This is a genomic window from Actinosynnema pretiosum (genome assembly GCF_002354875.1).
Lineage (GTDB): Bacteria > Actinomycetota > Actinomycetes > Mycobacteriales > Pseudonocardiaceae > Actinosynnema > Actinosynnema auranticum.
This window is the reverse complement of the sequence record NZ_CP023445.1, coordinates 3,755,997-3,770,777: the sequence shown is the minus strand read 5'-3', so window position 1 is coordinate 3,770,777 and position 14,781 is coordinate 3,755,997. Positions and strand designations below refer to the sequence as shown.

Below are 14,781 nucleotides of genomic sequence, written 5' to 3'. Positions count from 1 at the left end.
TCAGACCGTCCCGCTGGTGTGGGGCGCGCGCAGCGCGGCGCGCAGGTGGGCGGACAGCGCCCTCGGGGTCGGCTCCTCGTAGACCGCGGCGGCGGTGACGCGCACGCCGGTGCGCTCGGCCAGCAGGTTGCGCAGCTCGACGGCGGTGAGCGAGGTGAACCCGGTGTCCCAGAAGGGCTCGTCCGGGTCGACGGACTCAGGCCCCCGGTGGCCGAGGACGGTGGCGGTGGCGGCGCGCACGAGCGTCAGCAGCAGCTCCGGCAGCTCGTGGTCGGCGGCCCCGCGCAGCCGATCGACCGGGTCCGGGGCGACCTCGGCGCGGGCGCTCCTGCGCCGCACGGGCACGAGCTGGCGCAGCAGCGGCGGCACGTCCGCGTCCTGCGGCGTCGCGGCCAGGCTCAGCGGCGCCAGCAGCGGGCGGCCGTCGGCGAGGGCGGCGTCGAACAGGGCGGTGGCCTCGGCGTCGTCCAGCGGGTGCAGCCCGGCGCGGGAGGCGTCGACCCCGGCGGCCATGCCGGAGCGCCACGGCCCCCAGGCCAGGGAGAGCGCGTGCAGACCCGCCGCCCGCCGTCGTGCGGCCAGGCCGTCCAGGAAGGCGTTCGCCGCCGCGTAGTTGGCCTGGCCGGGGGTGCCGAGCACGCCCGCCGCCGAGGAGAACAGCACGAACAGCGTCGTGGTGCCGTCGCGGGTCAGCTCGTCCAGGTGGGCGGCCACCAGCGCCTTGGGCGCCAGCACGGCGTCCAGCCGGGCGGGGGTGAGGGCGGACAGGACGCCGTCGTCCAGGACGCCCGCGGTGTGCACGACGCCGCCGGGTCGGTGCTCGGCGAGCAGCGCGGCGAGCGCGGCCCGGTCCGTGAGGTCGGCGGCGACCAGGTGGGCGCGCGCGCCGAGTCCCGCGAGGTCGGCGGCCAGTTCGGGCGCGCCGGGCGCGGCGGGGCCGCGCCTGCTGGCGAGCACGAGGGTCCGCACTCCCCCGGCGGCCAGGTGGCGGGCCAGGGTGGAGCCGAGCGCGCCCGTGCCGCCGGTGATCAGGACGGTGTCGGGGAGGGCGCGCACGCCGTCGTGGCGGGGCGCGGTGCGGCGCAGGCGCGGCACGCGGAGCGCCCCGTCGCGGACGACCACCTCGGGTTCCCGCGTGGTGGGCGGCGGTTCGGGGCCGTCGCCGTCCTGGACGACGAGCAGGATCCGGCCGGGTTCCTCGGCCTGCGCGGACCGCACCAGGCCGCGCACGGCGCACTGCCACGGGTCGTCGGGGCGGTCGGTGCGCACGACCAGGCGGGGCGCGTCGCTCGCGGCGAAGCGCTGGAGCACGTCGAGCGCCTCGGCGGGCGTGACCCCGCGCAGGTCCGCGGACAGGGCGGTGGACAGGTCAGCGGACAGGGCGGTGGACGGGCCGGGGGGCGCGGGGGCGGGCAGGGGGACCTCGACGACCTCGAACAGCGACCCCCGCGTGACGGCGCGCGGGGACGCCGCCACTCGGGTGACACCCCCCACCGACACGACCGGGTCGCCCGCGCCGTCGACCGCCAGGAGCGGCGAGGTCCCGCGCACCCGCAGCGCGGTCGCCCCGGTGGCGTGCAGGACGACGTCGGCGCAGCGGGCGGGGTGCGGCAGCAGCGCCTCCCAGAGCGCGGGGTGCAGGCCGAAGCCGTCGGGCGCGGCGCCGTCGGGCAGCACGAGCTCAGCGCCCGGCGCCGGTCCGGCGGCGGGCAGGGCGGACCGCGCACCGTTGGTCGCTGCCGCCGGGGTGCCGGCCCCGTGGGGCAAGGACGCGCCATTGGCTCCCGCCGCCGGGACATCAGCCCCAGCGGGCGGCCACGCGCCATTGGTCCCCACCGCGAGCGCCTCGGAGTCGTGCGGTAGCGGTTCCGGGTGGCCCGCCGGGGCGAGCACGCCCGTCGCGTGCCCGGTCCAGGCGGGCTCGTCGTCCGGTCGGGAGTGGACGGTCACCGCACGGCGGCCGTCTGCGTCCGGGGCGGTCACGCGGACCCGGACGTGCCGGGGGCCCGCGTCGAGCGGGACCGGGGTGGCCAGGTCAAGCTCGGCCACCACCGGGCAGCCGACCTCGTCGCCCGCCCTGATCACCGGTTCCAGCAGCGCCGCCAGCGGGGTCGCGCCCAGACCGGCCCGGCCCGCGTGCCAGCGCGCGGACAGCAGGACCTCGTCGCCGGGCAGCACGTCCAGCGCGTCCACCAGCGGGTGACCGGTCGCGGTGGCGCGGGGTGCGGCGTCGAGCCAGTAGCGGGTGCGCTGGAAGGGGTAGGTGGGCAGGTCGACGCGGCGCGCGCCCGCGCCCTCGAACGCGGGCCGCCAGTCGACGGCCGCGCCGCGCGCGTGCAGCACGGCCAGCGCGGTGAGCAGGGCGACGACCTCGTCGTGGTCGGCGCGCAGGGCGGGGATCGCGCGGGCCAGGACCTCGGCGGCGTGCGGGGTGAGCACGGCGTCGGGGCCCAGCTCCACGGCCGTCGTGACGCCGCTGCCCGCCAGGGCGCGCAGGGCGTCGGCGAAGCGGACCGCGCCGCGCGCGTGGTCGGCCCAGTGGTCGTGGCCGACGTGGGTCAGCGTGCGGCCGGTGGTGGTGGAGATCAGGGGTGTGGTCGGGGTCCCGGTGGCCAGGCCGCGCAGGGCGTCGAGCACCGGGTCGACGTGCGGCGAGTGGAACGCCCGGTCCACCGGGAGCCGCTTGCGCCGCCCGCCGAGGCGGGCCGCGACGGCCACGACCGCCTCGGCGTCGCCGGAGAGCACGACCGCCTCCGGGCCGTTGACGACGGCGACCGCGACGGGCAGGTCGCCGATCGCGTCCAGCGCCTCCTCCTCGGTGACCTCGACGGCGACCATCGCGCCCGGTCGCAGGTCGCGCATGAGCACGCCGCGCTCGGCGACCAGCGCGCACGCCGCGTCGAGCGGGAACGCGCCCGCGACGTGCGCGGCGGCGATCTCGCCGACCGAGTGGCCCGCCACCGCGTCCGGCGCGAGGCCGAACGCGCCCAGCTGGGCGGCCAGCGCGGTCTGCAGGGCGAACGCGGCGGTCTGCGCGTGCAGGGTGCCGTCCAGGCCGGGGCGCTCCCCCAGCGCGACGGCGCGCACCGGGTGCTCGGCGCGGCCGTCGAGCGCGCGGTCGAGCTCGGCGCAGGTGGCGTCGAAGGCGTCGCGGAACGCGGGGAACCGCGCCCGCAGCGCCCGCCCGGTGCCCGGCCGGTAGCCGCCCTGCCCGGTGAACAGCCACGCCGTGCCGCCCGGCGCCGGGACGCCGGAGGCGACGACCTCGCCGTCCAGCAGCACGGCGCGGTGGCGCAGGGTGGCGCGCGTGGTGACCAGGGACCAGCCCACGTCCACCGGGTCGTGCGGCAGCGCGGTGATCCGCTCGACCTGGGCGGCCAGCGCGCGCTCGTCGCGCGCGGACACCACCAGGGGCACCAGCGGCCCGGACGCGCCCACCACGTCGACGGTCCGCGCGGACCCGTCCGGCCCGGCGCCCACCGGCCGCGCCGCCGGGCCCGGCACGCCGGGCGCAGCCGCCTCCGGGTCGGGTGCGCGCGTCGCGGCGCCCACCGCAGGCGCCGGACACACCCCGCCGGGATCGACCGCGCCCCCCGCCTCCGGCTCGCGCGCGCCCGCGGCCCGCGCGACACCCACCGGCTCCGCCCCGCGTGCTCCCACCGCGCCGGAACCGGCGGAGGCCGCCCCCGCGCGCGGCCCGCCCACCGGTGCGGCCTCGGGGCCGGGCGGCGCCTGCTCCAGCACGGCGTGCGCGTTGGTCCCGCTGATCCCGAACGACGACACCGCCGCGCGCCGGGGCCGCCCGGTCCGCGGCCACGGCCGCGTCCCGGTCACCAGCTCCGCCGCGCCCGCCTCCCAGTTGACCTCGGCCGACGCGCGCCCGGCGTGCAGGGTCGCGGGCACGACCCCGTGCCGCAGCGCCAGCACCAGCTTGATCAGCCCGGTGACCCCGGCCGCGCCCTGGGTGTGCCCGAGGTTGGACTTCACCGAGCCCAGCAGCACCGGCTCCCCCCGGTCCCGCCCGTAGGTCGCCAGGACCGCCTGCGCCTCGATCGGGTCACCCAGCCGGGTACCGGTGCCGTGCGCCTCCACCACGTCCACCTCGGCCGGGGACAGCCCGGCGTCGGCCAGGGCCGCGCGGATCACCCGCTGCTGGGCCGGGCCGTTCGGCGCGGTCAGGCCGTTGGACGCGCCGTCGGAGTTGACCGCCGTGCCGCGCAGCACGGCCAGCACGGCGTGCCCGTTGCGCCGGGCGTCGGACAGCCGCTCCAGCAGCACGAGCCCGGCGCCCTCGCCGAACGCGGTGCCGTCGGCGTCGGCGGAGAACGCCTTGCAGCGCCCGTCCGCCGCGAGCCCGCCCTGGCGGTCGAAGTCGGCGAACAGGCCGGTGGTGGCCATGACCGTCACCCCGCCCGCCAGCGCCAGCGAGCACTCGCCCGAGCGCAGCGACCGCACCGCCAGGTGCACGGCCACCAGCGAGGACGAGCACGCGGTGTCGACGGTGAGCGCGGGCCCCTCCAGCCCGTAGGTGTAGGCGAGGCGGCCGGAGACGACGCTGCCGGAGTTGCCGGTGCTCAGGAACCCCTCGGCGTCCGGCGGCGCCCCCGCCGCGCGGCTGAGGTAGTCCTGGTTCATCACGCCCGCGAACACCCCGGTGTCGGTGCCGCGCAGCGAGGTCGGGTCGATCCCGGCGCGCTCGAACAGCTCCCAGGAGGTCTCCAGGAGCAGCCGCTGCTGCGGGTCCATCGCCAGCGCCTCGCGCGGCCCGATGCCGAACAACCCGGCGTCGAACGCGGTCGCCCCGTCCAGGAACCCGCCCCGGTACGGGGTCGCCGGGTCCCAGCCCCGGTCGTCGGGCGGCCCGGTGGTGGCGTCCACGCCGTCGAGCAGCAGCCGCCACAGCCCGTCCGGCGAGGTGACCCCGCCGGGCAGCCTGCACCCGATCGAGACGATCGCGATCGGCTCGCCGGACGCGGCCCTGGCGGCGCGCTCCGGCCGGGGCGCGGGCGGGGCGCCCATCCGCTCCACCAGGTGGGCGGCGAGCGCGGCCGGGGTGGGGTGGTCGAACACGAGCGTGGCGGGCAGCCGCACGCCGGTGGCGGCGGTGAGCCGGTTGCGCAGCTCCACGGCGGTGAGCGAGTCGAACCCGGCCTCCTTGAACGCCCGGTCCGCGTCGACCGGCTCCCCCGCCGGGTGGCCGAGCACCGAGGCGGACTCGGCGCGGACCAGGGCGAGCAGGTCGGCGGGGGTGCGCGCGGGTCGGACGGCGGCGGCTGCGGGGCGGGCGGCGCGCACGACGTCGCGCAGCACCGGCGGGACCTGCCCGGTCGCCGTCCCCGCCAGGCCCGCCGCGACGAACGCCGGTCCGGCGAGGGCGGCGTCGAACAGGGCGAGGCCCTCGGCCTCGGTCAGGGGGCGGACCCCGGACGCGGCCATGCGCTCCCGGTCGGTCCCGGACAGGGAGCCGGTGAGGCCGGTCGCCTCGGCCCACAGGCCCCAGGCGATCGAGGTGGCGGGCAGCCCGGCCGCGTGGCGCTCGCGGGCCAGCCCGTCCAGGTAGGCGTTGGCCGCCGCGTAGTTGCCCTGGCCCGGCGCGCCGAGCACGCCGGAGGCCGAGGAGAACAGGGCGAACAGCGCCAGGTCGGAGGTCAGCTCGTGCAGGTGGGCGGCGGCGGTGGCCTTGGGGGCGAGGACCCGGCGCACGCGGTCGGGGGTGAGCGCGGTGATCGTGCCGTCGTCGAGCGCGGCGGCCAGGTGCACGACGCCGGTGAGCGGGTGCGCGGCGGGGACCGCGTCGAGCGCGGCGGCGAGGGCGGCGCGGTCGGCGACGTCGACGGCGCGGACCACCACGCGGGCGCCCGCGCCGGTCAGCTCCGCGACCAGGTCGGCCGCGCCGGGCGCGTCGGGGCCCCGGCGGCTGAGCAGCAGCAGGTGGCGCGCGCCGCGGGCGGTGACGAGGTGGCGGGCGACGGCCGCGCCGAGCACGCCGGTGCCGCCGGTGACCAGGACGGTGCCCTCGGGGTCCAGGACGGGTGCGGCGCCCTCGGGGGCGGCGCGGCGCAACCTCGGCGCGGTGACCCGGCCCGCGCGCACGGCGAGCTGGGGCTCCGGTCCGGCGGCGAGCGCGGTGATCAGGTCGTCGGGGGCGGAGCCGTCGGTGTCCACCAGGACGATCCGGCCGGGCTCCTCGGCCTGGGCGGAGCGGACGAGGCCGTGCACGGCGGACGTCGCGGCGGTCGCGCCGTCCGGGCCCTCGCCGCCCCTGGTGACCACGAGCAGCACCGAGTCGGCGTGCCGGGGATCGGCGAGGAACCCCTGCACCACGGCGAGGGTGGAGCACACCGCGTCCTCGGCGGAGGCCGCGGGGACGTCGTGGCGCAGCACCGGCCTGGGCGCGGTCGCGGCCGGGGTCAGGGCGGGCGTTTCGGTCCACACCACCTCGAACAGCGACCGCGGCGCCCGCGTGGCGGTCAGGTCGCCCGCCGGGCGCAGCACCAGGGAGTCCACGGTGACCACGGGCCTGCCGTCGCCGTCGGACGCGGTCAGCGCCAGCTCGCCCGCCCTCGGGGTGGTCAGCCGCACGCGCAGCGCCCGCGCCCCGGTGGCGTGCAGCGCCACCCCGGTCCAGGTGAACGGCAGCAGCACCGGGACGCCCTCGGGCGCGGTGACGGCCGCCGCGTGCAGCGCCGCGTCCAGCAGCGCCGGGTGCACGCCGAACGCGCCGGGCTCGCCCGGCAGCACGACCTCGGCGAACACCTCGCCGTCGCGGGTCCAGCAGCGGCGCAGGCCGCGGAAGGCGGGCCCGTACCCGTAGCCGGTGGTGGCCTGGCGCTCGTAGAACCCGGTCAGGTCGACCTCGCGCGCGCCGGGCGGCGGCCACTCGGCGGGATCCTCGGCGGTCACGGGCGCCGCGGCGGCGAGGTGCCCGCGCGCGTGCCTGGTCCAGTCCCCGCCCTCCCCCGAGTGCAGCTCGACCGGTCGGCGGCCGGTGGCGTCCGGCGGGCCGACCCGCACCTGCAGCGGCGTGGTCCGCGGCCCGAGCGGCAGCGGCTGCTCCACGACCAGCTCGTCCAGCACCGGGAGCCCGACCTCGTCGCCCGCGCGGACCGCGAGCTCCACCCAGCAGGCGCCCGGCAGCAGCGCGGTCCCGGACACGGCGTGGTCGGCCAGCCACGGGTGGGCGCGCGTGGAGGCGCTACCGGTGCACACCACGCCGTCGTCGCCCGCGAGCACGACGACGGTGTCGAGCAGCGGGTGGTTCGCCGCGCGCAGACCCGGCTGGTCGGTGGCCGCGCGGCGGGCGTCCGGCCAGCAGCGCTGCCGGTGGAACGGGGTGGTGGGCAGGTCCACGCGCCGCCACCGGTCACCGGACCCGGCGTTCCAGTCGACGGGGACGCCGCGCGCGTGCAGCTCGGCGGCCGAGAGCCGGAACCGGTGCAGCCCGCCGTGGTCGCGGCGCAGCGTGCCGGTGACGAGCGCGCGCCCGTCGGCGCTGTCCTGCACCGCGCCGGTGAGCACGGGGTGCGCGCTGACCTCGACGAACGCCCGGTGGCCCGCGTCCAGCAGGGTCGTGGTGGCGGCGTGGAAGCCGACCGCGCCGCGCAGGTTCGCGAACCAGTACCCGGCGTCCAGCTCGGGGCCGTCCAGCCAGGCGCCGGTGGTGCTGGACAGGAACGGCACGTGCGCGCGCCGGGGCCGGACGGGGGCGAGCGCGGTGGCCAGGACCTCGCGCAGCACGTCGACCCCCGGCGAGTGCGAGGCGTAGTCGACCGGGACGCGCCGGGCCCGCACGCCGGTCGCGGTCAGCGCGGCGAGCACGGCCTCCACGTCCGCGACGGGGCCGGACAGCACGACGGACTCCGGCCCGTTGACCGCCGCGACCGCGAGCCCGAACGACTCGACCTCGTGCGGCGGCAGGGCGACGGACAGCATCGCGCCCCGCCCGGACAGGTGCTCGGCCACCGCGCGGCTGCGCAGCGCCACGACCAGCGCGGCGTCCTCCAGGGTGAGCGCGCCCGCGACGCAGGCCGCGGCGATCTCGCCCTGGGAGTGCCCGAGGACGGCGTCCGGTTCGACTCCGTGCGCGCGCCACAGCCCGGCGAGGGACACGGCGATGGCGAACGCGGCGACCTGCACGGTCTCGACCCGGTCGAGGGGGCCGCCGGTGAGGGCGGCGCGCAGGTCGACGTCGGTGTGCGGGGCGAGCGCGGCGGCGCAGCGGTCGACCGAGTCGGCGAACACCGCGGACTCGGTCAGCAGCCGCGCGCCCATGCCGACCCAGGCGGTGCCCTGGCCGGGGAAGACGAACGCGGTCCTGCCGTCCACGTCGGCCACCCCGGTGACCAGGTCCGGGTGGGGCTCGCCCGCCGCGAGCGCGTCGAGCGCGGTCCGCGCCCCGGCGCGGTCCGCGGCGACGACCACGGCGCGGTGGGTGAGCCGGGCGCGGCCGTCCGCGAGGGAACCGGCGACGTCGGCGAGCGCGACCGGCCCGTCCAGGAGCGCGCCCACCCGACCGGCGAGCGCGCGCAGCGCGGGTTCGGCGCGCGCGGACAGCGGCAGCGGCAGCGCGCGGTCGTCCCTGGGCGGCAGGTCGGGGGCGGGGACGCCCTCCAGGACGACGTGGGCGTTGGTGCCGCTGACGCCGAACGCGGACACGGCGGCGCGCCGGGGCCGCCCCCGGTCGGGCCACGGGACGTGCTCGGTGGCCAGCGCGGCGTTCCCGGCGCTCCAGTCGACCTGGGCGCTGGGCCGGTCGACGTGCAGGGTGCGCGGGACCTCGCCGCGCCGCAGCGCCTCCACGACCTTGATCAGCCCGGCCGCGCCCGCCGCGCCCTGGGTGTGCCCGAGGTTGGACTTGACCGAGCCCAGCAGCACCGGTTCGGCCCGGTCCTGCCCGTAGGTGGCCAGGATCGCCTGCGCCTCGATCGGGTCACCCAGCCGGGTGCCGGTGCCGTGCGCCTCCACGAGGTCCACGTCGGACGGCCGCAGGCCCGCGACCTCCAGCGCGGAGCGGATCACCCGCTGCTGGGAGACGCCGTTGGGCGCGGTCAGCCCGTTGGAGGCGCCGTCGGAGTTGACGGCGCTGCCGCGCAGCACGGCCAGCACCGGGTGCCCGGCGCGCTCGGCGTCGGACAGCCGCTCCAGCAGCACCAGGCCGACGCCCTCGGACCAGGCGGTGCCGTCGGCGGCGTCGGCGAACGACTTGCAGCGCCCGTCCGGGGCGAGCCCGCGCTGGCGGGAGAACTCGGGGAACGCGCCGGGCAGCGACATGACCGTGACGCCGCCCGCGAGCGCGAGCGAGCACTCGCCCGAGCGCAGCGCCTGCGCGGCCAGGTGCAGGCCGACCAGCGAGGAGGAGCAGCCGGTGTCCAGGGTGACGGCCGGTCCGTGCAGGCCGAGGACGTAGGCGACCCGGCCGGAGATGACGCTGGGGGCGATGCCGGTGCCCAGGTGGCCCTCCATGCCCTCGGGCACGGGGTGCAGGCGGGTGGCGAAGTCGTAGTAGACGACCCCGGTGAACACGCCGGTCCGGCTGCCGCGCAGCGAGGTCGGGTCGATCCCGGCGCGCTCGACGACCTCCCAGGCGGTCTCCAGCAGCACGCGCTGCTGGGGGTCCATCGCCAGCGCCTCGCGGGGGCTGATGCCGAAGAAGGCGGCGTCGAACTCGGTGGCGTCGTGCAGGAACCCGCCCTCGCGGACGTAGGAGCGGCCCTGCGCCTCGGGGTCCCCGTCGAACAGGGCGTCGAGGTCCCAGCCCCGGTCGGCGGGGAACCCGGAGATGACGTCGCCGCCGCGCGCCACCAGGTCCCACAGGTCCTCGGGCGAGGCGACGCCGCCGGGGAACCGGCAGGCGGTGGCCACGACCGCGATCGGCTCGCGGTGCGCGGTCTCCAGCGCGCGCAGGCGCTGCTGGACCCGCTCGTTCTCGGCCAGCGCGCGCTTGAGGTAGTCGCGCAGCTTCTTCTCGTCGGACACGTGTCCCTCTCAGGCGCCGGTCGGGCCGAGCCTGCTGTCGGCCAGGCGGAACAGCTCGTCGTCGCTGATGTGGTCGAGATCGAGGTCGTCGGGTCCGCCGGGTCCGCCGGTCAGCTCCTCCCAGCGGCCCAGGACCTCGCGCAGGCGCGCGGTGACCCGCTCGCGCAGCGCGTCGTCGCCCGCGGCGGCGGGCAGGGCGGCGGCCAGGGCGTCCAGGTCGCGCAGCGCGGACGTGGGGTCCTCGGCGTCCGGGGCCGCGTCGGGGGCGGCGCTGTCCCTGGCGGCGGCGAGGTGCTCGGCCAGGTGCTCGGCGAGCGCGCGCGGGGTGGGGTGGTCGAAGACCGCGGTGGGCGTGAGCTTCGCGCCGGTCGCGGCGCAGGCCCGGTTGCGCAGCTCGACGGCGGCGAGCGAGTCGACGCCGAGGTCGCGGAAGGCCACGTCGGCGGGCACCGACTCGGGTCCGGGGTGGCCGAGCGCGGCGGCGGCGTGCGCGCGCACCAGGTCGGTGAGCCTGCGCAGCCGCTCGGGCGCGGGCAGCGCGGCCAGCTCGCCCGCCAGCCCCCGGTCGGGCTCGGCGGTGGCGGCGACCGGTTCGGGGCGGGCCTCGGGCAGGTCGGCGAGCAGGGGGCTGCGGCGCAGGGCGGTGAACCGGGCGGCGAACGCCTCCCAGCGCACGTCGGTCACGACGGTGGTGCTCTCGTCGCGGGCGACGGCGTCGAGCAGCGCGGACACCGCCAGGTCCGGGGGCATCAGGCGCAGGCCAGCCTGGGCGAGCTGGGCGGCGATGTCCGGGGTGGCGCTGGACATGCCGCCGCCGTCCCAGGCGCCCCAGGCGACGGAGGTGGCGACGCGGCCGTGCGCGCGGCGGCGCTGGGCCAGTGCGTCGAGGCGGGCGTTGGCGGCGGCGTAGGCGCACTGGCCGCCGCTGCCCCACACGCCCGCGTTGGAGGAGAACAGGACGAACGCGTCGAGCGGGCGCCCGCCCAGCAGCTCGTCGAGGTGCTCGGCGCCGAGCGCCTTGGCGGCCTGGACGCGCGCGTGCTCCTCGGGGGTGGTGTCGGCGACGGGGGTCTGGGCGTTGGCGCCCGCCGCGTGCACGACGGCGGTGACCTGCTCGCCCGCGCGCTCCAGGCCGGTCAGCAGGGCGGCGAGCGCGGCGCGGTCGGCGACGTCGCAGGCGGCGGTGGTGACGCGGGCGCCCAGCGCCTCCAGGTCGGCGGCGAGCGCGGGCGCGCCGGGGGCCGAGGGGCCGCGGCGGCTGGTGAGGACGAGGTGGTCGGCGCCGAGGGCGGCGAGGCGGCGGGCCACGTGCGCGGCGACGCCGCCGGTTCCGCCGGTGATCAGGACCGTGCCGCGCGGGGTCCACGGGGCGGCCGGGGCCTGCGGTTCGGCGCGCACGAGCCTGCGCGCGAACACGCCCTGCGCGCGGATGGCGACCTGGTCCTCACCTCCGTCGTCGACGCCGGGTCCGGCGAGGACGGCGGCGAGCCCGCGGCGCTGGCGCGGGTCGGCGGGGTCGGCGAGGTCGACCAGCCCGCCCCAGCGGCCGGGGTGCTCCAGCGCGACGACGCGGCCCAGTCCCCAGGTGGCGGCCTGGGCGGGGTCCGGCGGGCCGTCGTGCGGGGAGATCGCGACGGCCCCGGTGGTGGCGCACCACAGCGGCGCGGTGGCGCCCGCGTCGCCGAGCGCCTGGACCAGGGTGAGCACGTCGGCGCCCGGCGTGGCAAGGACGCCCGCGACGGCGGTGTGCGGGCGGAGCAGGTCGGCGAGGGCGGCGCGGTCGGCGTCGCCGGGGTCGAGCGCGGCGCCGGGCAGCAGGTCGGCCAGCAGGTCGGGGTGCGGTCCGACGACGAGCCAGTCGCCGCGCGGGGCGGACTCGGGCGGTTCGGGCAGGGTGCGCCAGGTGATCCGGTAGCGCCAGGAGTCCAGCAGGGCCCGCTCGCTCCTGCGCTCGTGCCAGGCGGTCAGCGCGGGCAGGACGGCGCGCAGCGCGGCGCGCTGGTCGGGCTCGGTGAGCTCCAGCTCGGCGCACAGGCCGTCGGCGTCGCGCGCCGCCGCCCACAGCGGGTCGTCGCCGCCCGCCTGCCGGGCGTCGGGTTCGGCCTCCTGGAGCCAGTGGCGGGCGCGCTGGAACGGGTAGGTGGGCAGGTCGGCGCGCCGGGCGTCCAGGCCCTCGAAGACGGGGGCCCAGTCGACGGGCACGCCGCGCACGTGCAGCGCGGCGGCGGAGCGCAGGAACCGGTCGAGGCCGCCGTCGTCGCGGCGCAGCGTGCCGGTGACCACGGCGGTCCGCTCGCCCAGGACGTCCTGGATCGCGGCGGTGAGCACCGGGTGCGCCCCGACCTCCACGAACGCCGCGCAGTCCGCCCCGGCGAGCTCGGTGACCGCGTCGGCGAAGCGGACCGGCTCGCGCAGGTTGGCGAACCAGTAGTCGGCGTCCAGCTCGGCGCCGTCCAGCCACTTCCCCGTGACGGTGGACAGCATCGGGATCGCGGCCGGTCGGGGCGTGACCCGCGCGAGGTCGGCCAGCAGCCGCCCGCGCAGCACGTCGACGGCGGGCGAGTGCGAGGCGTAGTCCACCGGCAGCCTGCGCGCGCCCTCCACCCGCGCCACGAGCGGGTCGACGTCGCCGGAGACGACCACCGATCCGGGTCCGTTGACCGCCGCCACGGACACCCCGGTGCCGGTGATCAGGCGTTCGACCTCCGCGCGCGGCAGCGGGATCGAGGCCATGCCGCCGCCGCCCGCCTCGGCGGCGATGGCCCGGCTGCGCAGCACCACCACCCGCGCCGCGTCCTCCAGCGAGAGCGCCCCGGCCACGCAGGCCGCCGCGATCTCGCCCTGCGAGTGGCCGACGACCACGTCCGGCTCGACGCCGACCGAGCGCCACAGCCGCGCCAGCGCCACCATCAGCACGAACGACACCGGCTGCACCACGTCCACCCGGCCGAGGTCGCCGCCGCGCAGCGCGTCCACCACGCGGAAGTCCACCAGCGGCTCCACGGCCGCCGCGCAGCGCGCCACGGCCGCCGCGAACACCGGCGACTCGTCGAGCAGCCGGGCGCCCATGCCCACCCACTGGCCGCCCTGGCCGGGGAACACGAGCACCGTGCGGCCCGCCACGTCGGCCCGCCCGGTCACCGCGGCGGCCGAGGGCCGGTCGGCGGCCAGCGCCTCCAGCCCGGCGGTGAACCCGGCCCGGTCGGCGGCGACCACCACCGCGCGGTCGACCAGCCGGGCGCGGCCGGTGAGCAGCGACCAGCACACGTCCACCGGCTCCCCCGGCAGCTCGACCAGGTCGGCCGCCGCCGCGCGCAGCGCCGCGCCCCCGCGCGCGGACAGCAGCAGCGGCAGCGCGCCCGCCGGACGCCGCTCCCCCGGCGCGGACGGCGCGTCGCCCTCCTCCACGACCAGGTGCGCGTTGGTCCCGCTCATGCCGAACGCGGACACCGCCGCGCGCCGGGGCCGCTCCCCGCGCGGCCACGGCGCGGGTTCGGTCAGCACGCGCAGCGCGCCGGAGGTCCAGTCGACCTCGGGGGTGAGCCGGTCGGCGTGCAGGGTGCGCGGCGCGACGCCGTGGCGCAGCGCCTGCACGACCTTGACCAGGCCCAGCACCCCGGCCGCGCCCTGGGCGTGCCCGATGTTGGACTTGAGCGAGCCGAGCAGCAGCGGCCTGCCCTCGGGCCTGGCGCGCCCGTAGGTGGCCTGGAGCGCCGCCGCCTCGATCGGGTCGCCGAGGCGGGTGCCGGTGCCGTGCGCCTCCAGCAGGTCCACGTCGGACGGCCGCAGCCCCGCGTCCTCCAGCGCCGCCTCGATGACGCGCTGCTGCGCGGCCCCGTTGGGCGCGGTCAGCCCGTTGGACGCGCCGTCGGAGTTGACCGCGCTGCCCCGGATCACCGCCAGCACCGGCCTCCCGGCGCGGCGCGCGTCCGAGAGCCGCTCCAGCAGCACCACGCCGACGCCCTCACCCCACGCCGTGCCGTCGGCGTCGGCGGAGAACGCCTTGCAGCGCCCGTCCGGGGACAGTCCGCGCTGCCGGGCGAACTCCACGAACACGTCCGACAGGGGCATGACCGTCGCGCCGCCCGCCAGCGCCATCGCGCACTCGCCGCGCCGCAGCGACTGCGCGGCCAGGTGGATCGCGACCAGCGACGACGAGCAGGCGGTGTCCACGGTGATCGCGGGCCCGTGCAGGCCGAGCGCGTAGGCGACCCGGCCGGAGGCGACGCTGCCGGAGCTGCCGATGGCCAGGTGGCCCTCGAACTCCTCGGCGACGCGCCGCCGGTTGCCGTAGTTCTGGTAGACCACGCCGGAGAAGACGCCGGTTCCGGTGCCGCGCAGCGACAGCGGGTCGAGGCCCGCGCGCTCGACCGCCTCCCAGGAGGTCTCCAGGAGCATCCGGTGCTGCGGGTCGATCGTGACGGCCTCGCGCGGGCCGATGCCGAAGAACCCGGCGTCGAACTCGGCGGCGTCGTGCAGGAACCCGCCCTCGCGGGTGTAGCAGGTGCCCGGCCTGGTCGGGTCGGGGTCGTAGAGCCCGGCCAGGTCCCAGCCCCGGTCGGTGGGGAAGCCGGTGATCGCGTCGACGCCGCCGTCCACCAGCTCCCACAGCGCTTCCGGGGTGCGGACGCCGCCGGGGGCGCGGCAGGCCAGGCCGGTGATCGCGATCGGCTCGTGGCCCGCCGACTCCAGGTCGGCGAGCTTGCGCCGGGTCTCGTGCAGGTCGGCGGTGACCCACCGGAGGTAGTCGACCAGCTTCTCGTGGGTCCCGTCGGTCATGGGTGTGCGCGTCTCCAGGGCTCGGGC

At 79.0% G+C, this 14,781-nt stretch carries 1 protein-coding gene and 1 pseudogene; both read right to left on the bottom strand.

Going from position 1 to position 14,781, the window contains the following annotated elements; translation table 11 throughout:
- A pseudogene (locus CNX65_RS36170) lies at positions 1-9,933 on the bottom strand (SDR family NAD(P)-dependent oxidoreductase); the annotation flags it as partial.
- 51 nt (positions 9,934-9,984) lie between these two features.
- Entirely contained in the window at positions 9,985-14,754 is a 4,770-nt protein-coding gene (locus CNX65_RS16145) for a type I polyketide synthase (protein ID WP_096493966.1), read from the bottom strand.
- Positions 14,755-14,781: the final 27 nt, after the last annotated feature.

Coding starts and splice junctions, on each gene's coding strand:
- CNX65_RS16145 (WP_096493966.1), bottom strand. CDS start 14,754: ATGACCGACGGGACCCACGAGAAGCTGGTCGACTACCTCCGGTGGGTC.